At 58.6% G+C, this 19844-nt stretch carries 20 protein-coding genes and 1 pseudogene; 9 read left to right on the top strand and 12 right to left on the bottom strand.

What is annotated here, in order from left to right:
• Positions 1-21 precede the first annotated feature (21 nt).
• Positions 22-801, top strand: a complete 780-nt coding sequence (locus tag CXY72_RS05810) for an IclR family transcriptional regulator (protein WP_104126749.1) — start codon at positions 22-24, stop codon at positions 799-801.
• On the opposite strand, the gene CXY72_RS05805 is transcribed toward CXY72_RS05810, so the two are convergent.
• The gene (locus CXY72_RS05805; RefSeq protein WP_104126748.1) at positions 785-2209 is read right to left on the bottom strand and encodes a GntP family permease; all 1425 of its coding nucleotides are present in this window, start codon (positions 2207-2209) and stop codon (positions 785-787) included. The two genes, CXY72_RS05810 and CXY72_RS05805, sit on opposite strands and share 17 nt — an antisense overlap.
• A gap of 314 nt (positions 2210-2523) precedes the next feature.
• On the opposite strand from CXY72_RS05805, the gene CXY72_RS05800 reads away from it, so the two are divergent.
• The 3 genes and pseudogenes from CXY72_RS05800 to CXY72_RS05790 all read left to right on the top strand — a co-directional run bounded on the left by CXY72_RS05800 (position 2524) and on the right by CXY72_RS05790 (position 5530).
• Positions 2524-3225, top strand: a complete 702-nt coding sequence (locus tag CXY72_RS05800) for an RNA polymerase sigma factor (protein WP_370446218.1) — start codon at positions 2524-2526, stop codon at positions 3223-3225.
• Positions 3222-3767 carry a hypothetical protein gene (locus CXY72_RS05795; protein ID WP_158252498.1) on the top strand — a complete coding sequence of 182 codons (546 nt, stop codon included), beginning with the start codon at positions 3222-3224 and terminating at the stop codon, positions 3765-3767. The genes CXY72_RS05800 and CXY72_RS05795 overlap by 4 nt, the downstream gene beginning before the upstream one ends.
• 672 nt (positions 3768-4439) lie before the next feature.
• A pseudogene (locus tag CXY72_RS05790) lies at positions 4440-5530 on the top strand (IS110 family transposase).
• Between the two features lie 133 nt (positions 5531-5663).
• On the opposite strand, the gene CXY72_RS05785 reads toward CXY72_RS05790, so the two are convergent.
• From CXY72_RS05785 to CXY72_RS05765, 3 genes are all read right to left on the bottom strand, one after another.
• A complete protein-coding gene (locus CXY72_RS05785) occupies positions 5664-6665 on the bottom strand; it encodes an alcohol dehydrogenase catalytic domain-containing protein (protein ID WP_104126793.1) in 1002 nt (333 codons plus the stop codon).
• Positions 6666-8118: 1453 nt separating this feature from the next.
• Positions 8119-8421, bottom strand: a complete 303-nt coding sequence (locus CXY72_RS19205) for a hypothetical protein (protein WP_146071083.1) — start codon at positions 8419-8421, stop codon at positions 8119-8121.
• A gap of 814 nt (positions 8422-9235) precedes the next feature.
• On the bottom strand, positions 9236-9703 hold the full coding sequence (locus CXY72_RS05765) for a VOC family protein (protein WP_104126744.1): 468 nt from the start codon (positions 9701-9703) through the stop codon (positions 9236-9238).
• Between CXY72_RS05765 and CXY72_RS20610 the strand changes: the two genes are divergently transcribed.
• A complete protein-coding gene (locus CXY72_RS20610; protein WP_370446217.1) occupies positions 9654-9896 on the top strand; it encodes a MerR family DNA-binding transcriptional regulator in 243 nt (80 codons plus the stop codon). The genes CXY72_RS05765 and CXY72_RS20610 overlap by 50 nt on opposite strands.
• A gap of 378 nt (positions 9897-10274) precedes the next feature.
• On the opposite strand, the gene CXY72_RS05750 is transcribed toward CXY72_RS20610, so the two are convergent.
• From CXY72_RS05750 to CXY72_RS05720, 6 genes are all read right to left on the bottom strand, one after another.
• Positions 10275-10610, bottom strand: coding sequence for a winged helix-turn-helix domain-containing protein (locus tag CXY72_RS05750; protein ID WP_104126742.1), 336 nt, complete (start codon positions 10608-10610; stop codon positions 10275-10277).
• A gap of 252 nt (positions 10611-10862) precedes the next feature.
• Complete coding sequence (locus tag CXY72_RS05745; RefSeq protein WP_146071082.1) at positions 10863-11042, bottom strand: hypothetical protein; 180 nt, start codon at positions 11040-11042, stop codon at positions 10863-10865.
• 60 nt (positions 11043-11102) lie between these two features.
• Entirely contained in the window at positions 11103-11399 is a 297-nt protein-coding gene (locus tag CXY72_RS05740) for a DUF6578 domain-containing protein (RefSeq protein WP_370446220.1), read from the bottom strand.
• Positions 11400-11535: 136 nt separating this feature from the next.
• Entirely contained in the window at positions 11536-12102 is a 567-nt protein-coding gene (locus CXY72_RS05735) for an MOSC domain-containing protein (RefSeq protein WP_255409256.1), read from the bottom strand.
• Between the two features lie 1081 nt (positions 12103-13183).
• Entirely contained in the window at positions 13184-13645 is a 462-nt protein-coding gene (locus CXY72_RS05725; RefSeq protein ID WP_104126738.1) for a hypothetical protein, read from the bottom strand.
• A gap of 424 nt (positions 13646-14069) precedes the next feature.
• Positions 14070-14402, bottom strand: a complete 333-nt coding sequence (locus tag CXY72_RS05720; RefSeq protein ID WP_104126737.1) for a hypothetical protein — start codon at positions 14400-14402, stop codon at positions 14070-14072.
• Positions 14403-15364: 962 nt separating this feature from the next.
• Here CXY72_RS05720 and CXY72_RS05715 point away from each other — a divergent pair.
• A complete protein-coding gene (locus CXY72_RS05715) occupies positions 15365-16972 on the top strand; it encodes a multicopper oxidase family protein (protein ID WP_104126736.1) in 1608 nt (535 codons plus the stop codon).
• Between the two features lie 347 nt (positions 16973-17319).
• On the opposite strand, the gene CXY72_RS20030 is transcribed toward CXY72_RS05715, so the two are convergent.
• Positions 17320-17460, bottom strand: coding sequence for a hypothetical protein (locus tag CXY72_RS20030; RefSeq protein WP_233197671.1), 141 nt, complete (start codon positions 17458-17460; stop codon positions 17320-17322).
• Positions 17461-17980: 520 nt separating this feature from the next.
• Between CXY72_RS20030 and CXY72_RS05705 the strand changes: the two genes are divergently transcribed.
• The 3 genes from CXY72_RS05705 to CXY72_RS05695 are packed head-to-tail and all read left to right on the top strand — an operon-like array spanning position 17981 to position 19127.
• Positions 17981-18307 carry an ATP-dependent DNA ligase gene (locus CXY72_RS05705; RefSeq protein WP_104126735.1) on the top strand — a complete coding sequence of 109 codons (327 nt, stop codon included), beginning with the start codon at positions 17981-17983 and terminating at the stop codon, positions 18305-18307.
• Between the two features lie 38 nt (positions 18308-18345).
• A complete protein-coding gene (locus CXY72_RS05700; protein ID WP_158252497.1) occupies positions 18346-18852 on the top strand; it encodes a hypothetical protein in 507 nt (168 codons plus the stop codon).
• Positions 18849-19127, top strand: a complete 279-nt coding sequence (locus CXY72_RS05695; RefSeq protein ID WP_104126733.1) for a multicopper oxidase domain-containing protein — start codon at positions 18849-18851, stop codon at positions 19125-19127. The genes CXY72_RS05700 and CXY72_RS05695 overlap by 4 nt, the downstream gene beginning before the upstream one ends.
• 472 nt (positions 19128-19599) lie before the next feature.
• Here the strand turns inward: CXY72_RS05695 and CXY72_RS20025 are convergent.
• Positions 19600-19844 (bottom strand): IS30 family transposase (locus CXY72_RS20025; protein ID WP_233197670.1); only part of this gene is annotated, 245 nt, incomplete at its 5' end.

The raw sequence follows: 19844 nt of genomic DNA, 5'->3' as shown, positions 1-19844 counted from the left end.
GGATACCGATAAACTCGCGGAATGGCAGGCAAAGTAGCGTCGAACAGTCCGTTGCTCGTGTTGGCGAAGATCAGTACCATCCTCGACGCGTTCACGTTTTCGACTCCGGAACAGTCGCTGGCCGATCTGCGCACCGCGACCGGGCTGCCGGCGTCGACGGTGCAACGCCTGGTCGCCAATCTCGTGCAGAGCGGGTTTCTCGACCGCCACGGCGACCAATTTCGCATCGGTCTGCGCATGGCGACCTGGGCGGGATCCGCTTTCCACGGTCTCGACGTGGGTGAGTTGGCGCAGCCCGTGCTCGCCGCCCTGCGCGATGAAACCGGTGAAACCGCGTGCCTGTTCATCTCCACGCGCGAGCTGCGTGTGTGCGTCGCGATGGCGGAGAGTCGGCACAGCGTGCGACGCGTGATCGCCCTCGGCGAGGTGACGCCGGTGAACGTCGGGTCTTCCGGCCGGGTGCTGCTGGCGTGGAACGACGAGCTCGCGACCCGGGTGTTCGAACATCCACTGCCCGCCTTGACGCAAGAGACGATTGTCGACGTCGAGGAGTTGCGCCGATCCCTCGTCACAGTGCGCGAGCGCGGCTGTGCGTACACCGTCGGTGAACGCACGTCGTCGGTGAGCAGTGTCGCCGCACCGGTGTTCCAACACGGCGGCTCGCTGTTCGGGGCCCTGAGCCTGCTCGGCCCGAGTTCACGAATGACACCGGAGGTCGTCATCCGCCTCACTCCGGCCGTGGTGGCGGCCGGCGCCCGTCTGAGCCAAGCACTCGGTTCGGCGATCACAGTACCAAACTGAGCAGCATCGTAAACCCGAGTGCGATCACGGAAGCGACGGATACCGCGAGCGTGCAGGTTTTGAACGTGCCACGGGTGGACTGGTTGAGCGAGCTCTGAAGCAGCCAGAACGTATTCGAGGTGACGTGCACGGCGAAGAGGGACCCGGCGGCGGCGGCAAGGGCCACGAGCACCGGAGAAACGTCGATCTCGCTCATAACGGAGGCGAGCAACCCCGCGGCGGTGATGGCCGAAATCGACACCGATCCGATAGCCATGTGAAGCACTGCGGCGACGACCCAAACAATCAGTAGCGGGGCGACAGTCGTGGTGGTGAACAGCGAGCCCAGAATCTCGCCGATGCCCGTCGATGCAACGGCCGCCGCAAGGGAACCTCCCGCGCCGGTGAGAATGAGGATCTGACCCGACTCCCGAAAGCCGCGGGAAACGGCCTTCTCGACTCGTTCGCCGCCGATGGTGAGCCGGGCGACGAGGCTCGTGCCGAGCAACCCGACCAGCAGTGCAAAGACCGGCTCGAAGAGGATGCCGATCGGGCCGAGGTCACCATCCGTTGCCTGCACAATCGCACCGGTGGCAACGAACAGCAGCGACACGATCATGGGCCCAAAGAGCAGCGCAAGAGCGGGCTCGCGGGTCGACTGCTGTACACGGGTCCGCGCGCGGGGCGGGGCGCCGACCGTTGCGATGACTGAGGTATAGCCTGTCGCCGGCCGGGTGGCATACTCATCGTCGGCGTCTTCGTCAGCCTCCGTGTCGATGATGGTCACGGATTCATCGCGCTCGGGATTCCAGAAACCACGGTCGTAGGCGAAATACATCACGAAGAGTGTCAGGAGGATCGTCGGCACGGTGACCACTATGCCGACAAGCAGCATCATGCCAAGCGGCACGCCGAGAAGCCCGGCAAGGGCGAGGGCGCCCACGCCCGGCACGATCATCACGATGCCGCATTCGAGTCCGACGGCGATGGCGGTGGCAACCCGCGCGGTGCCGGTGCGACCGAGGCGTGCCGCCATCCGTCGTCCTAAGGGTGCGCTCATGACGAGCAAAACGTCGATATAGATCGAGGGCAGCGCCACAGCGAGAGTCGTCGCGAACGCGTAGGGCGCTCGGCGGGCCCCGAAGATTCGCAAAAGCCCTTCCACCAGGCGCTGGATGGCCCCGGCTTCGCTCAAAATGGCACCGATGAGCACGCCCCACGCGATGAGCAGGCCGATCTCGGCCATGATCTCGCCGAATCCGCCGGTGACGATACTGGCCGATTCCGCCACATTCCCGCTGACGACGAGGGCGATCACACCGGCACCGATGACCAATGCCACAGCCGGGTTCAGGTGCACTTTGACGATCAACACAACCATTGCGACGATCACCCCAGCGGTCACCGCGATTACTACCCAGTCGTCCATAGCGCTTCTCCTCATCGTTGAGAACTCAGTATGTGAGTTGCAAACTCATATTATGGCTTTATTCCCATGCCGTCAAAGTCGCCTGTCGTCGAATGTCCCACCCAGGTGAAACCGACCGCCACGCAGTCGCCATCAACGATGAAGAGGTCAGCTCACGATACGGACTACGTAACACGCTCAAGGTTTCCGGCTTTGCTACATGGCCCTATCTCACGAAACGGAGTAACTACCACGGTAAGAGTCCGATATTCCTGATCACATCAAAGAAATCCATTGCCTCGTCGCAGGGTTGACACCCAGAAGGCGTGTGCGCGATGATCGCGGCAGTTACGCGGATAGCCCGCTTTCTGAAGTTCGGTTTGCACGCGGATTGGATGGAACCAATGCCTCCATGCCGGACATTGTTGAGTATGGACACCTTGGATTCCCAAGCCACAGACTCCGCGCTGTGGTCGCACGTCCGCGGCGGGAATGGACGCGCGTTTGGTGTCCTGTTTGACCGCCACCGCCACCGGGTTTTTGCTCACAGCCTTCGGCTGGTCCGCACACAGGCGGCGGCTGAGGATGTTACTGCGATGGTGTTCCTCGAAGCTTGGCGGTGCAGAACACGAGTTCGGTTCGTTGATGAGTCTATCCTCGGGTGGCTCCTGGTAACCACTCACAACGTGGCCCGGAATCAACTTCGGTCCGGTCTCCGACATCAGCGACTTCTCCGAAGGCTTCCACCGCCGGATTCTGTGCCTGACCACAGTGAAGCGGTGCTCGACGCGATCGTCCTCGGCTCCAGGGGGAACACGGTTCAGCGCGCCTTTGCGCACCTAAACTCCCGGGACCAAGAGATACTGCTGCTGTGTGTCCTGGAAGACCTGTCGATGACGGACGTCAGCCGGCTTCTTCGAATACCTTCGGGCACCGTCAAATCCCGGCTATTCCGCGCAAAGCGACACCTCGCTCTCGTCCTCACCGAGTACAACCCGATCCAACCATCCCCATCAGTTGCGGGAGAAAGCACATGATGAATAGCACGCCGAAGGAACCGCACTTCACTGCCAACCGCAGTGCGGCGATCCGAGCCCTCCTCGTAAACATCGCCGAACCAGGAACTCCAGAGAATCTGAGACTTCGTCGTGCTCGACGCGTTCGGATCGTCGTCCCCGCAGTCATTGCAACCCTCGTCTTGACTGCTGGTGCCGTCGTGGCCGTCCAAGCGCAGGTAACGAGGACCGATCACATCAATTGCTTCGCTCGAGCGGAGCTCAACATGTGGGGGGAATTCCCGGGCGCTCGGGTGACCAGCCTCGAGGGCACCATCGGCGACAGCGAAGGGGGTCCGGTGTCAATCACTGACGCCCTGGCCGCGTGTTCAGACCTCTGGGCCCAGCATGCCCTGGACGCAAGTATCGAGAGTGGGGTTCGTTCAGATCCCGTTGACCGATCATTTTCCTACCCTGTCCCCGACTCGCTCACGGTCTGTGTCATGTCCAATGGAATGGCCGCCGTGATCCCCGGCGCGTCCGACATCTGCGGTCGCCTCGGCCTGGCGGAACGAGCCAAGTAGAAACAAACAAATGCCATGATCGAAACTACCCGCGACGACGTGTTTTTTGGCGGCGTGTTAACGCCAACCGAAAATAGGGCCAATAGTGTTTCGGTCGGTGTAAACGCATCCGGAATTACGGACTCCCATGTGCGGGGATCCACCCGTACAGCAAAGGAATGGAGACTCCCAGGTCACGCGCAACGTGGTGGGCAAACGCCACGCGTTACCTAAGGTGCTGCGTGTTTCTAGGATTGCTGACCCTGCCCCGGAATGTTTGGCGAACGATCGTTACCGAACGCCACCACCATAACCTCTTAGCGCCAGATATTTGACGATTTTATAAATCGCCCCAACCTCGGCGCCGGATATTCTACGAATTCACAAGCTTGTGAGTCTTGGTTTGGCTGGTCTGTGACCGGCTGGCAGGGTTGGCATTGGTCGCTTTGCTCTGGTCGTGACTCATCACAAGCCTGGCCCCGTTGGGTGCCTTTGGGGTGAATCGTCCGTCCGGAGCGAAGCGGCTGGCGCCTTCCCGGCTCACACCGAAGGCTTGATTAGAAGATTGCCCAGCCCCTTGAGGGTTGTGGCCCGTCACAGGACCGCCTCGGAGTGACCTTCACAGGGGATGACGCTGGCCGCACCGCGGCCACAAGCATCTGCCCCGTTATGAGAAAGGAACCCTCGCCCGTGATGAGCACCGTCGCACATTTCTATCCGTTTGTCATTGGCGTGGATACCCACGCCCGCACCCATACCTATGCCGTACTTGCTGCCAACGGCGCGCACCTGGGAACCGAAGCGTTCCCCAACACCCACACGGGCAGAACCCGCGCGATCGCCTGGCCGTCCCGCCGCACTGGAGGAGACCTTGAAGCCCTCTGGGCCATCGAAGGGACCAGAAGCTACGGGGCCCTGCTCACCGGCACTGTCGCACGGGCCGGCTACCGCGTGGTGGAAGCACCCAGGGTCAGGGCTTACGCATCAGCACGTCGTGGGGTGGGGCAGGGAAGTCCGATCCGTTGGACGCTGCCGCGATCGCCGCATCAGTCCTCGTGCTCGAACAATCCCAGCTACGCAATCCCCGGCAGGATGACGGCATCCGTGCCGCATTGCGAGTCCTAGTCTCAGCGCGGGAGCAGATGACCATCGAGCGCACTGCGAAGGTCAACGCCCTCACCGCTCTCTTGCGCACCGTTGATCTCGGCGTCGACGCGCGCAGACCCCTCACCGATACCAAGATCACCGATATCTCCCACTGGCGCGTCCGCGATGAGCCCCTTGCCGTTGCCATTGCACGGGCCGAGGCTCTCCGACTCAGCAAGCGCATCGACGTGCTTGATTCCGAGCTCAAGGACAACAACATCCGTACCACCGAGCTCCTCGAAGCCAGCCCTGCGGCCCCCTTGCTCGAGGAGACAGGCATCGGTCCCGTCACCGCAGCCGTGGTTTACACGGCGTGGTCGCATCTGGGCCGAGTGCGTTCCGCGGCTGCCTTCGCTGCTCTCGCCGGAGTGAGACCGATTCCCGCGTCCTCGGGAAACACCACTCGGCACCGGCTAAACCGGGGCGGTGACAGACGCCTCAATAGAGCCCTACATTTGGCCACGGTCGTCAGAATGGTCCATGATCCTGCTACCCGCGCATACGCTGAACGCAGGAAGGCTGAGGGCAAGACCTCACGCGAGATCCGGCGGTGCCTCAAGCGATATCTCGCCCGCCATCTTTATCGCGCCCTGAATGCACTCCACGCTGCCACTGAAGCGATCCCAATCGCAGCTTGACAGATATAGAAGATTCACCCACATCCATCGCTGACAGCAACGGCCATTCCACCCTTGATCAGTCAGTCCAGGTATCGCTAAAAACGCCCGTGCCGCCTCACTGAGACCGACGGTAAAAGCGGCTACCAGTTCGTTAATCTACGGTTAGGACCACGCGGAATCGGGCGTCACCAGACATCATGCGGTCGAAGCCTTCAGCCGCCTTTTCAAGCGGATAGGTCTCGATCATCGGGCGAACGCCGGTCAGAGCGGCAAAACGGAGCGTGTCCTCTGAATCCTTCGCTGTTCCCGAGGCATGCCCGGCGACGGAACGACTACCGAGCACCAAGTCCACGGCACTCACAGCAAGGGGCTCCTGCGGGACGCCGACTACGATCAGCTGTCCCCTCGGTTCGAGTCCGGGGACAGTTACAGACATGGCGTGGGCATCGGTAACGGTGGCCAAGACAACGCGCGCGCCGCCAAGCTTCTTTAATTCCGCCGCGACATCGTTGATGGTGCTGTCGATGTAGTGGTGGGCACCAAGGTCGCGGGCGAATGCTTCCTTCTCGGCGCCGCGTGCGATCGCAACCGTCTCGAAACCCATCTTGGCCGCGAACTGGACCCCGAGGTGACCCAGACCGCCCAGTCCCAGGACAGCGACGACATCCCCGGCCCGAGCACCACTGTTACGCAAAGCATTGAACGTGGTCACTCCGGCGCACATCAGCGGAGCCGCATCCGTGAATGCGAGAGCGTCAGGTACGGTCGCAAGGGCATCGGCGGGGGCGAGCAGATACTCAGCGTAGCCGCCGTCCGCGGTCAGTCCGGTGACCTTTCCCACGATGCATGAAACAAAATCCCCGCGCCTGCATGGGGTGCATTTAAAGCAGGCTCCGCCAAACCATCCCACCCCCACACGCTGGCCCGCTGACCACTGCGAGACGCCCTCCCCAAGGGTCTCGACGGTCCCGGCAACCTCATGCCCGGGAACACGGGGATAGGACGAAGCCATGCCTGCGGCGGGCATGACATCGCTGTGGCACACACCATTGGCCGCGACCTTCACGAGCACGTGTCCGGGCAGAACGTCGGGAAGATCGTACTCGGCGAACTCCAAGGCAGTATTGGGAGCAGAAAATCGTACAACTTTCATGATGTCGAATCCTTTCATGATTACCGTTAGCGCCTCTGTTTACACGCACTCTGACGGCTCTTCCTGACAAACGGATGCTATCGCCGGTATTCCGGGAGACCTTCCAAAGGACGGAGGGCTGTAGTCCAGAATGGAACATTGGAGTAGGTGTCATTCTCAAAAACACCTTACGCTTAAGCTCGACAAGGGCAACTGCACTGTCTGCGAACCGACACCATTTTCTTATGCGCAAGCAGGGTTCCGCTTGCGCAGACATCCTCGCGGTAGATTCCCCGGCGACCGTCGTCCAGGCCATCGTGGATTACCGGGTGGATGAGCCGGCACACGGCTACTCCTGCAGAACTGGCCGGTCGGGATCGGTCCCGCACGACGCGCCCGCTCGTGACCGCTCGTGACCGCTCGTGACCGCTAGCGGATGGTTCCGGCTCGTGGAGGCCAGCCACCGCAGCATGTCGGAAACGCGGTAGCGGATCTTCCGGCCGACTCGAATGCCGGAGGGCGCACGGCAGTCGGTGCGCAGATTGTAGATCGCCTGCGCCTGCACGACGAGATAATCGGCAAGCTCACTTGTCGCTAGAACTGGCTCCAGGCCAAAGTGTCGTTCACTATCGATAACCCGTAAGTAACCGAGGTCACTCCAACGACACGGATTGGGTCGTGCACCTGCACTATCAAGAACCAGAGAAGGTAGGAAATTTTTGACTAAACGTATAGTGCATCAAGTCTTGCCCTCTCGGTACAGACAAAAAACCTTGATCAGGTCGATTTTACAGTAGGGCGGCCGGGACTTGAACCCGGGACCAACAGTTTGCGCCGCGCGCTCTTTCGACCGGACCAAATGCGGACTGATACCTCGTTTGATCTCGACTTATCTCGACCTGATCAGGAGGTTCTTGTATCAGATGTCTTCACCATTATCCCAACGTCTCGTCCCTTCTCGGTCGGTCTCGGGACAATAAACGTTGAATAGACGTGTGTGCCTCAAGTCCTCACTTACCGACTCTGTTTCCCGTGGGCGTCCATTGAGAAGATTCTTGAACCGTACAGTGTCGTTGGCAGTACGGCGTGCGCCTGCTCCATGGGGCTCTCTGAACAGACAACAGCGTCCGCGGCTTTGAGCGCTGAGGTGATGATCGACTACGAAGCGCGTACCTTCCACGCCTCGCCTTCGGCGTTCCGGTCATCGACACTGATGGCAGCACGGCCATATTCTCGGTTGCTGGCCACAGACATTTTGCCGTCACTACCGTGGCGCTTGAGTGACACCTTGCCACCGAACTCTTGGTACTTTTCATCCTTCGATTCGACGAGAGCCTGGCTCGACACGCAGCCGACGACTGGGGTATTCGAATGGGCGACGTTTCAGAAGACGGGTTTAAGTGAAACCGTCTTTCCCCGCGACAGGGTGAGTCCGTTTGGCTCGGAGGCACTTCGCCCTCAATCTAATCGCCAATTACCGTAATTGTCGCGAGTGGAAGGGTAAGCCGCCCAGAGGTGTAAAGCGTGTCGAACCATTGACGACTTTGTCGTAGTCGCGAATATTTCTGTAGTGATTTCGAACAGCAATCACGAGGTGGCATGCTTCGTGCATCATGCAGGCCTGAAAGAAGTCTTTTAAGAATTGATTGTTCGCATAGCCGCGCCCCGCTTCAACTTCGAGCACGGTTCCAGACTCGGGATGAAATGCATCAGCATCAAAGCTTTTCTGGACGACCCCGTTCTGCCCGTACAGCACAGGGAGCTTGATTTGGTCCACGTGGGCTTTTCCTCCCTCTACAAGGAAATTGCCAGCGCGAAGTCCGCTAGTGAGGACCGCCAGGACCGCGTCAGAACTGAGATTTGTCGATACCGAATCGATTGACTCAGATTCCGCTTCGAACACCGCGATGGCGACTCTCGTGGATGCCGGAGTTGGTCCGGACCTCGGAAATGTTTGTCATACGATCATGCGTTGGCTCCGAGAAACACGCAGCGATCCAAATTTTGACGCCTCCCAATGTCTTACAGCCGTCTTTGCCTACCGGAATGGTAGCGGTCGGTAAAAACACATGCTGCAAGTCACACCGAGAATCCGAAGGCTTTGGCCGACGATGCTCACATCCCTGCCCCTGACCAGGATGCGAGACGCGGTCTCCTATGTACCGGTGGGATTTGAACCCAAAGCCCCGCCCAGTCATAGCTTGGCGGAAGGCCCACTGCCCCGTAAATTCAACGGTTTTCGGTCACCACGACGCCTCGTGGATCATGCCGAATTTTTTCAAGTGTGGACATAATGTGGGCAAGCCCTTCAGCACCAGAGACAGCCTCCACTGAGTGCCCTAGGCTGAAGGCCTCAGCGGGAGGCGCTGGGCAGCAGCCTGACGCACCTCGTCAAACAACTCGCCGACTGATCACTCGACCACCGCGAAACAATTGGCCTTTCCCGAGCCGACTACGACACCCAGCACCCTGACCACGAGATTCACTAACCCCGAGCGCTCGGAGGAAAGCGTTCAACGGGATAGTCACCTCGACCGGGCCACGGCGGCCAGTGTTGGTTGGCAGATCGGTGGCGACCTTGCTCTTCGCCGTTATCGTGCATCGGCCGTCCCGAATCCGGCACGTTGTGCCCGTTCGGGCAATCCCTCGAGTTCCTCGAACACGGTTATCTGCAGCCCGGCGGGTGCTTCGAGTCGGGAATTGAGTGATCGCCACGGTGTCTCGCGTGGTTCGCCAATGATGGTCGCCCCGACCGCAGCCAATCTGGTGGTGACATCGCGCCCGTCGGTTACCTCGAATGCAAGTCGAATGCCGGGTCTTTGGCGTTCCCCGGTCTCGACCTGGTCAATCATCCGCTTTTGGGCTGGGTTTGAGATTTCCAGGGTGGCGCGGCCGGCATCCAGAATCGAGACGCGCGCGTCGCCGTCTCCTTCGAATGCAGCTTGTTCGGGCAATCCCAGCGTGTCACGGTAGAAGGCTATAGCGGCGTCGAAGTCCTCTGCCTCTACAATGACGCGAAGCTGGAGAACGTGGGCAGAATCGTTCTTGTGTGTACTCATGATCGCTACACTAAAACCTGACACTAATGTCAGGGGCAAACGGCTGATGAGAATTGGTGACTTGGCCCGAGCAACCGGCGCAAGCCCACGATCGCTCCGATACTACGAGGAGCAGCATCTGCGATCTTGGAATGTCTCGAGCAACGTTCTACCGCCGGACGCGAGCACTGGACCTCAACGCCGAGTCACCTGAAGCGTCCGAACGTGCCCGTATAGTCTCCGGCCTGCGGGACTGTGAGACGCGCAACAGACGACACCAGGACTGCTTCGCACCGACGTTGAGGTATCGCTAGAGATCTAGAGTTGTGCGGCCTCGGTATTCGTCCACGGAATGATTCTGCTAAGGAATGTCAGTGAAAGTCTTTTCGACCGACGCAAGCCGTGCGTCTAGAGAGCTGAGCTTTTCCAATAGCTCCCTGTTTATCGCTGAGTTGTCCTCTACGATCTTTCGGAGCTCGGCAGCGCCACCCAATTCCTCTGTTTTAGCCTTGGCTTTCAACACGGCAGATACGATTTCGGACGCTGCGTAGCTAACAATTCCAGCGATGGCGATCCAAGCAAACCAGGGCATTTATTCGCTACTTTCTTTAGTTGGGTGAATCTCAAGATCGGGGTGCGATACCACTACTGCGACTATTGCAGCGGGGCTGAGGATGATGGTGAATGGCAAAACTTCAAAGTACTTGAGGGCCTTGCCGTCATCGGAGAGTTCGAGGCGGCCGGTCAAATATCCAGCGGCTTCTAAACGCTGCAGGTGCACGTACAGCAGGGGTCTGGATATTCCGAGGTGCCGGGCCAGTTCACTTACGTGACGCGGCTCTCCCATGAGCGCGGCAATAATACGATAACGCTGTGGGTGAGCGATCGCGGTAACTCTGGCGACTTCGTCTTCTAGGGACAACGTCATGCTCCTTTCACCTGTCAGTACATCATGACACATGAAATCACAGAGACGTAATGACACGTCTCGTTTCACCGAAAGAGTTCACGCAGGACGGTTTTGAGCACGAGAGCGCCTTTCCGCGAAAACTTCACAAATTCCTAGGACAAAGCGCGGGCGCTCAGCTAGTCGCTTATCAGGTCTGAATGTAAGGCACATGCATCCGAGTCCTTCTGACCCTCAGAAGTTGTCCCGATCAGGGTTCCGCGAGCAGACACCTTATGTGTGCTCCTGGACGTCGACGAGCCAGCCCTTCACTGAGCGTCGGCGTTGCTCGGGCGGTGGAACAGCGAACTCTCCGACGTTAGGGAGCGGTTCGGCTTCTTCGTCGATGCGCAGCCGAACGCCCTGAGCCGGGGCCAACATCGCTGTATTCACAACGGGCTCGATCTCGATCATGTATCGAGAGGTCGAAGTTCTCAGGAACGCACCATTGCCAAAATCGCGGCCGACCATCGGCTACTCGTCGCCGTCCGCCGGCATGATCGATTCGGGCGGCGCGCCGTGGCCGGGCAGACGCAGCGACCGACGCTCGATGACGTCTTGCGTGACCGCGTGTACCGCGACGACCCTGCCGCGCACACGATCGGTGAACGCCTCCTCATGGTGCGACTCCATCGCGTCCACCGTGGCGATGAGTTCCGGTCCGAGCATGTCCGCGAGAGCAGCATGCGGCGTTCGCGTCTTGATACCGAAGTCGACCTCATCGCCGATGGCAAAAGCATCGCCGCAGCACGCCCATTCCCATTTCGTCAGTCACACGCGCGTCGTAATGTCCACGCTAGCAACTCACTCGCTGCGGCTCAGCCGACGCGTTAGGGCATCCGCTACCGAAACGGGATAGCTGTCCCACCCAAGGTTTCCCCTACGGATTTCACTGACCGGACCGCTCCTAAACCCGATCGAGCGCGTGGTGCGGCTTTTGCGGGAGAATGACCGTGATTTTTTCACCTGGTCGGACAATTCCAGAATGCAGCACGATTCCCATAATCCCGGCTTTGCGAACCACTCGTCCTTTGTCATCGTGTCCAACCATGGTCGTCAAAAGTCCAGGCTTGAAAGCATTGATCTGAGCACACGGATTTCTTAGTCCGGTGACTTCGACCAGCGCATCATGGCCGATCTGCAGCTGGGCACCGCGGGGCAGGGCTAAAACGTCGATTCCCGCGGTGGTCACGTTCTCGCCCATGTCCCCAGGTCGAAGATTGAACCCGGAGGCGGCAACCTCGGCGAATAGTTCAGAGTGAATGAGGTGCACTTGACGGAGGTTCGGTTGGCTGGGATCTGCGGCAACTCGCGAACGATGTTGAACAGTCTTCCCCATGTGAGCGTCTCCTGCGACACCAAGCCCCTCCAGCAGCGTGACGGTCTCACACGATCGTTTCGTAAAGCCATGTGCGGAATTGCGGCTCACAGACAAAACGACGGCGGACAGTGTTGGCACCATAAAACCCATCATTCAAGCTGGACTCAAGGGCGCTCGGCATCGAGGTAGAACTCGAAGAGATCAGTCGAGAGTCACCCGTGGCGCATCCGCAAAATTCCACCTGAATAGCGTGAGATTCCAAAACCCAGGGCGCTTGCGAGAAGGATCGATAAGGCCAGTCGCTCCGAGACCCTCCAGTGTTATCTCCGCCAGCCCCTCCGCCCATTCTTCGGTGCAGACTTCTGTTCCAATCATCGTGTACCCCCCAATCAAGGCCGCCTTCGGTGCGATCATCGTGCCCCAGGCCGGAACCCTCGGTCGGGCACTTTCCGTGGCCGCCAAAGGTCGCGCTGATCGGGTCGTTGCCATTGACGAGAACACGGCGGTTGTCACAACGATCCACGACCCTTCCAGCATGAGGGTCGTCGGGGGTGGCAATGCGTGGACGTTCGAAGCATCTGATGGACAAGTCACAAGTTCGATTCGGGGGGCGAATTAATCCCGCCTAGTGGCGGTAATTTTTCCGACGAGCTGCGCGCTTATAGGGGGTTGGCCCATTCAACCCATCGTCGCGACGACCGGTTGAATTCGCCCAACGGTCATGGCGACGATGATGACAACGGTAAGCAATGCGACAGAGACCCCGAACTATGTCGAAACGGCGGATGCAAACGAGGCGACCGCGGCTTCGAAACGATCGAATCTGAAAACTTGTCGTGGGTCTTTTAGGTTGAGGACTTCAAAATTCGAAGCACATTTCTCAATGTAACCAAGAACCTTCGCTGGCGACCTCTCGTGGCAACGCCGATCGCCCACACGCCACTCGTGATCGGACAGATTGCGGACTTCAAGATCGTCGGCTGCGCATGGTGCCTGTTGGGGATACGATGCTAAAGCCCCTTCGTTGCTAGTGATGCGGGCCGGCCACACCCCGCCCAATTCGTCAATGTTGCGAGTAGTACTTGTCATTACGGCTCTTTTTCATTTGGAAGGTGAGGCCTGCGCGCGGAACGCGGCCGGAACGGAGCGAAGCGGTCAGCTTTTCGTGGTGAGTTTCATCCGGCCTGCAACCGGACGCTCGGCCCCCTCTGCTGGGCTGCCAGAATCAGCAAGATCAGGGGGAACGCTGCAGTGACCAACTGCAAGACACGCTGCTGCGCCTGCGCGGACGCCAGTTCCGCTGGCGAATTGAGGACGGCTCGGTAATGCCCGGGGCACCCTCGCCCACGTGCGCGGCCATCCGGCCGCCGAAAAAACCCGCATAGACGGAATATCCAATGGCGACGAGGGGAATGAGTTTCACCGTGGTATTCACCCGCTGTTCCGGCTGGCCAGCAAGACGGGCCGTGTTACCCAAATCAACACCGCACCGCCGATACCGACTGCGACAAATGCTGCCATTTGCACGTGAACCCAATGCTTTCAACCCCGTCGTAGCCACAGCAATACGTTCCGTCGAACCCTTCACGGTTGCAGCCGCACCATTCAGCTCGACCGCGCCCATCAGCAAACCACCGAACCAGGCGGCCGACCCGACGTCAACCAGGCTTCGAACGAGAGTATTGCGTTGCGGCATGTGCTCCTCAGAATCGTCGGTGTGTGTAACGCAGTCACCAATGAGACGTTTCCTCGTCCACAAATGTCATGAAAATTCAGAAAAAACACCCCAAAGTTTTTCGTGGCAATGCCGTGGTGTGCACGTGGAGGTCGCTGAGTGTCGAAGCAGTGTCACAGAACCCGCACTATCGCCATCGCAAAAGATGTGCCCGTGAAACGCAAGTACGCAGGACGCCAAGTCGGTACCCCGCGGTTGGTGCCAGAACTCGCCGTCCATCGGCGCCCGATTCGTCGTAACACAGCCTCGAATCAACTCCGAGGTCGGGGCTGCCTTCCGACCAATTTCAGCGGTCGCACCTCCCGAATCCGGCTTCTGAACCAACTTTGAATCGGATTCAGCACGGCACTGCCACCGCGGCGCCCTAGCCTGAAAAACGAACGGCCTAACGGGTCTCAAGGGTATCCAGGTGGGGGAAGTTTTTGCCGCGCTGCGAGGTGACAGTCCAGGCAGTGGAAAGCACGATGAATTTCGTTGAACCCGCCTGGTCGTTAAGTTCGGCGGCATGCCTCCATATGAAGATCCATATTTTTGCCATGACCTCATCGACCGACAACGGGTTCACACACTTGTACAGACAGATTGCATAGGTGTCGGCGACGAAGGCGTCATATAAGGAGCTGAAGGCGAGTGCATCGCCCGCGGCCACACGCTCCAGTAGCAGATGACCGCCGATACTACTTGTCGGGAAACGTGGCTCCGTCTCGGCGGAGGTCACGATGCGGGCTCGAACGATCGAATGGCAAGTGTACGCACAGCGCTCCCTCGACGTGGTGAGTGAATCCACTGACGAGGTCTAGGGCAGCGCTTAAAATCTATGTGATCTCATTGGGATATGTCAAGACAATTGATGGATAAGAAATCTGTCACGTAGCTGTCGAGATAACGTCAATGACCACTGCGCCTGAGAAGCTACGGTTTTAGCATCCGCGGAACATGATTAATTCACGTCGCTTTGGCTTGCACGCTGATCTTTTGCACCACGCAAACCGTCTGACAAACTATGTAACGAGTTCTAGAATCCTGGGCGATACGGTCGAAATGTTATGCAATCGTTGTATTGACCGCTTGAAACTGTTGGTAATACTGGTTTTCTTCTCGGTCGGCGTTGATAGCACCGGGGCCGGCTGGTGGCAGTAAGTTCGTTTCTTCAATTGCTGCTCGTAGTCGTAGTGGTCATTGTTCTTTCCACCAGCAGGACGGAGCTCCGCACACCGCTGGGAGTATCTGTGGTCGTTGCTGACGGGGGCGTGGCGCGCATTATCGACGGGAACTCATTGGTGGGTCACGGTTAGATGCTGGCTGAGCCTACACCGGAGTTGCGTGGAAAGATTCCCCAGTAATCCACCGGGTGAGGGTGGTAGCTAAGGTGACGATGCTGGAGCCTCAGGGCTTGAAATTTGCCGCTGAGCAGTACTCGATCGAGGGTTTGGGCCAAGCTATTCCCACGGCACCACGGTCATCCCGGCCAGGCAGACCGCCGTACAGGGCGAAACCATCCGAGCCACCTGGTTATTTGAATTTCATGATGAAGCTATTGCCTTGGCACCAGAGAACAGCCATAATGCCTGAATTTCTCCCGGCTTCAGACGTCACACTTCTGTAAGAAAAGATCCATAGCCTCCCGCCTCGATGCGTTATACCGTGCCCAATCCAACAGCATAAAAAAGGATTAGCATCATGACTATTTCACGGCGACAGGTTTTGTTACTAGGTGGTGTAGGCGCGGTGGGAGTGGGTTTGTTGACACTTCCCCTGCGGAAGGCGGAAGCAGGAGCCGCTAGCGCTCTTGATCCAAGTGAATTGCCCAGGCCCTTTCAAACACCATTCGTGCAGGCGCCTATATTGCGACCGGATCGAACGGGTGTTGATCCCGTTGACGGGGCGCCCGTGCAGTATTACACCGTCGCGGAGATGGCGGCCAGTGCCACTATTCTTCCCCGATTAAAGACCCCGATTCTTGGTTATAACGGTATTTTCCCTGGCCCCACCATCAGCGTCGATCAAGGGACGAAGGCTGTTCTGCGCGTGCGTAATCAGTTACCCGCCAAGCACCCGCTCGACGGTCATCCGTTGTTCACGTCCACGCACCTGCATGGATCGGCCTCGCTGCCGCAATATGACGGCTACGCAAACGACATTACGAATCCGGGATTTCGCAAGGACTACTTGTACCCGAATTTTCAAGCGGCCCGCTCTGTGTGGTATCACGATCATGCGGTGCACAACACCGCGCTCAACGTCTACTCGGGCCTAGCCGCGCAGTACCACATGCACGATCCGCTCGAACGAGCGCTCCTTCCCCAAGGAGAATTCGACGTAGCCCTGACCATCAATGACGCCATGTTCGCCGTCGACGGATCACTTGGTTATGACAGTAACGACCACTCTGGTCTCTGGGGTGACGTGATTTTGGTCAACGGCAGGCCGTGGCCGGTCATGAAAGTCAAGAAGCGCGTATACCGGTTCCGCGTCCTCAACGCTTGCCTTTCTCGATCACTGCGTCCGACCCTCAGCACGGGCGATCCTGTGACGATGGTCGCCACCGACGGCGGGCTGATGCCGGTATCCCAGTCCGTGGCGAGCTGGCGCCACGCCCCGGCCGAGCGCTATGAAATCCTGATCGATTTCCGTAAATACACGCCAGGCCAACGGATCGAGCTGCGCAACCTGTCGAACAAAAACAATGTCGACTACGAATTCACGAAGTCGATCATGGCTTTCGACGTCGTTCCGGACCCGGTGAACACGAACGATCCCACCTGGAATACAATTCCCGTGCAACTGGCCCCCTGCGAGGTCATGTCGCTCAAGCCTTCCGCAGCGACGGTCCAGCGCTCCTTCCGGGTCAACCGCAATAACGGTTTGTGGACCGTGAACGGCAACACCTGGGAGCAAGTCGTTGCCAGCAACTTCCGTGAAGTGTTGGCGAATCCAGAACTGAACGCGGTTGAGGTGTGGGAATTTGCCAACAACGCCGGCGGCTGGTTTCACCCCATGCACCTACACCTGATCGACTTTCAAATTCTCAGCCGAAACGGTCGGGCTCCATTCGCATATGAGAAGGGTCCGAAAGACGTTGTCTACGTCGGCGAGAATGAAAACGTGAAGCTCCTGATGAAGTTCGGGCCACATCGTGGACGGTACATGATTCACTGTCACAACACCGTGCATGAAGATCACGACATGATGGTTCAGTATCGGGTTGGACCCGAGGACGCAGTTGATACCGTCACGAATAATCCGATAACGGCGGCCCCAGCACAATGGGACAACGGATTAGCCTGACCGGGCTGGAAGTCGGGCAGAGGCTGAAGGTTGGCTACTGTGGTGTGAGCGCAACTCTGTCGCGACCACATCACCCCTAACCAGCGCATCAGGGTCAAATGGACAGGGCGTTCTTGAAAAAAGTGGTCTTCTTCGTCCAGGAAGCGGGGCGCGCAGAGCAGGACTGGAGGGTCTTCTGCGCGCCTGCGTTCGCGCTACATCTTTTCATCAGAGGGACCCCCGGCCGCTTAGGCATTCGCTTGCGAGGCATTGAGGAAGGATGAAGCACCGAATACGCTTCGGACAGTCACTGTCCTTGGCCACAACACGGATTAGGTCGTTGAGATCAAAGCCGTCGCGGTCTGGGCTTAGGTCAGCACCGCCGCTTGCGGCTGCCGATTCTCAGCGCTGATCATCCAGGCGCACTGCTCTAACTTCTTAATGAAAAGGTGCAAAATATCCGCGCTGGTGGGATTTTCCTCGTAGACGTCATCATGCACGGCCCGCATGGTGCTTCCATGAGGTTCAGACGTTCCGTGATGAAGTTGACCGCGTCCGTGGTGAGAACCTTGCTGGCGAAAAAGCTCAGCAAGTAGGTGGTCGCGGCGACGGTTTCAATGCGTCCGTCGGGCTGCAGGTCAAGGGCTCGAAAGCGTTCAGCCGATTGTTCAGACGATTTCATCGACCTGCAGATGCAGCGCGATCAGGTCGACAAGAATCGAATGCAAATTCGTGCCAGGTGTCTCAGAGATGTGCGCGGTGTCTTTTCATGTTGCGCGGATGGGTCTTATCGTGCGATGTGACCGCCAAGCACGCGCCTGACACCAGGATCGGCCGCCCAGCATGTCAACCCGGAAAAAGTAAGCCCAAAATTGGGGCGAAAACATTCTTATTTGGAGGTTTTGCTGAGTTGGTCTCGTTATTATCTAGTAACACACTGCGTAAACCCGAACGCACGGGGGAGAAATTTTTAGTTCATGCGATCCGGCTTGCGCTTGTCAACGACGATGACCGATCAAGGGCAGGATCTTGGGTAAATTTACGTACGATTCGAGTATCACCGTCGATTTCGAGGATCGGTTGCTCGCGCATATTCAGATCGTGATCGGAACCAAGCTGCGACGCGGAGAAGCGTTCTACTTCTCGTGGCGTGACGACTCTTTCGTCGGGGCAGGCCGCAGCACTGTCTGGGTGCATCCGAGTATTTCTCTTTCCTATAGATACTTCGGCAGTAAGAGCCCGGTGGTCAACCGCGACTGGATCGAAATACTGTTACAGTCAGCCAATTCGGCTCATGGGCTGCAGACCCTCGCCGAGCCACGGCCGCGCGCACTATTGCGGCCGGTTCCGGCATAACGGGCGTCATCGCTTGGGTGCGGGACCGGACCGAATCTTTGAGGGTACTTGCCCATCTGTTCAATGGTCGTGCCGCGCAGGATACTGAAATATTCCAAAGCCGGCCGGGCAACCGTATTCGTTTGCGGATCATCAATGCGGCCGGAGACACTGCTTACCGGGTCGGTGTGCCGGGGCACAAGATAGCCCTGACGCACAAGGATGGGTTCCCAGTACAGCACCAGGATGTCGACGCGGTTGTCCTTGGCATGGGCGAACGGATCGATGCGATCCTCACCGGTCAGGACGGATACACGCCACTTCTGGCCATTTCCGAAGAGAAGGACGGCCGCGCCTGCGGCCTCATCAGAACCGGCCGCGGCACCGCCCCCGTCGCTGCCACGCTTCCGTCAACCCTGGACAGAATAGTCACCGACGGAGGCCGTCTCACAGCAGATGATTCCGTGCTCCCTTCCAGCAAAAAGCCTGATCGCATCCACACGAGGCGTCTAACGGGCAGCATGGAAACTACGGCTGGAGCACCAATGGGCGCCGTTTCGACGTGAAGAAACCGTTTGCGGACGCCTTTGATATCATTCTGGATGAACGCGTCCAGGTCAAGATGGTGAACGACACCACCATGTGGCACCCCACGCACCTGCACGGGTACAGCTTCCAACTGACCAATAACGACGCACGCAAAGACACCGTCATCGTCCGCCCGAAAGAAACCGCCACGTTTGAATTTGACGCCGACAACCCCGGACAGTGGATCGCCCACCGCCACAACGCATACCACGCCGAACGCGGCATGATCGGATTGTTCTCCTACGTGAAGTAGCCTCACTGTACGAAGGGTGAAATCGTCAGCGATGTCTTCTGCATCGCGAAGTGAACCGCCAGACGGTGTCAACGACCGCGAGATCACCGTGGCTGAGTACTTCGATTAGTTCAACCAGCGACGCCTCGGCGGTAAGCTTGGCCACATTCCACCCATCGAAGCCGAAGGCAACGACACCCCACCGATTGTCACCACCCAGATGCAACGGGCCGCACCGAACCTTTATTAAACCAGGGGCGAGACAGTGCGCGAAACAGGCTGCGCACTTGGTCCGGATCGGAGACGAGGATTCCCGTGACCTCGTTGATGGAGCTGGTGCAGGCCTGCGTCGCTGAGCTGCGAGCGGCGCGGAGCACGCGGAGGCATTCGACAGCGTTGTCCTTGCCTTTCACCGTTGATTCCGGCTTATTTTTCAACCGTTGCTGACAAGTGTGAACGCCGACTGAAAATGGGGCCATTTGTGCCGACAGTTTCAAGCGGTCAATGCAACGATTGCGGCGTTGAAGACCTCGTGAGGAGTCTGCCGCTTTAAAGCTCTACGGGGGCGATTGTTGAGTTCGGTCACGATCTCCGCAAGTCGCGTGGTGTCGGTCAGGTTGAGATCGGTGCTCTTGGGGAGGTATTGACGAAGAAGTCCGTTGGTGTTTTCGTTGGTGCCGCGTTGCCAGGGCGAGTACGCGTCGCAGAAGAACACGGGAATCCCGGTCGCTGTGGTGA

This window comes from Cryobacterium sp. Y57 (assembly GCF_002929505.1).
Lineage (GTDB): Bacteria > Actinomycetota > Actinomycetes > Actinomycetales > Microbacteriaceae > Cryobacterium.
Note: the sequence above shows the minus strand (reverse complement) of the source record. Positions and strands in the feature narration are given on the sequence as shown.

Bases quoted from the DNA above. Each gene is read 5' to 3' on its own strand.
- CXY72_RS05810 (WP_104126749.1), top strand. From the start codon at position 22: ATGGCAGGCAAAGTAGCGTCGAACAGTCCGTTGCTCGTGTTGGCGAAG.
- CXY72_RS05805 (WP_104126748.1), bottom strand. From the start codon at position 2,209: ATGGACGACTGGGTAGTAATCGCGGTGACCGCTGGGGTGATCGTCGCA.
- CXY72_RS05800 (WP_370446218.1), top strand. From the start codon at position 2,524: ATGATCGCGGCAGTTACGCGGATAGCCCGCTTTCTGAAGTTCGGTTTG.
- CXY72_RS05795 (WP_158252498.1), top strand. From the start codon at position 3,222: ATGATGAATAGCACGCCGAAGGAACCGCACTTCACTGCCAACCGCAGT.
- CXY72_RS05785 (WP_104126793.1), bottom strand. From the start codon at position 6,665: ATGAAAGTTGTACGATTTTCTGCTCCCAATACTGCCTTGGAGTTCGCC.
- CXY72_RS20610 (WP_370446217.1), top strand. From the start codon at position 9,654: ATGACGCGAAGCTGGAGAACGTGGGCAGAATCGTTCTTGTGTGTACTC.
- CXY72_RS05765 (WP_104126744.1), bottom strand. From the start codon at position 9,703: ATGAGTACACACAAGAACGATTCTGCCCACGTTCTCCAGCTTCGCGTC.
- CXY72_RS05750 (WP_104126742.1), bottom strand. From the start codon at position 10,610: ATGACGTTGTCCCTAGAAGACGAAGTCGCCAGAGTTACCGCGATCGCT.
- CXY72_RS05745 (WP_146071082.1), bottom strand. From the start codon at position 11,042: ATGATCGAGATCGAGCCCGTTGTGAATACAGCGATGTTGGCCCCGGCT.
- CXY72_RS05735 (WP_255409256.1), bottom strand. From the start codon at position 12,102: ATGATGGGTTTTATGGTGCCAACACTGTCCGCCGTCGTTTTGTCTGTG.
- CXY72_RS05725 (WP_104126738.1), bottom strand. From the start codon at position 13,645: ATGCCGCAACGCAATACTCTCGTTCGAAGCCTGGTTGACGTCGGGTCG.
- CXY72_RS05715 (WP_104126736.1), top strand. From the start codon at position 15,365: ATGACTATTTCACGGCGACAGGTTTTGTTACTAGGTGGTGTAGGCGCG.
- CXY72_RS20030 (WP_233197671.1), bottom strand. From the start codon at position 17,460: ATGCGGGCCGTGCATGATGACGTCTACGAGGAAAATCCCACCAGCGCG.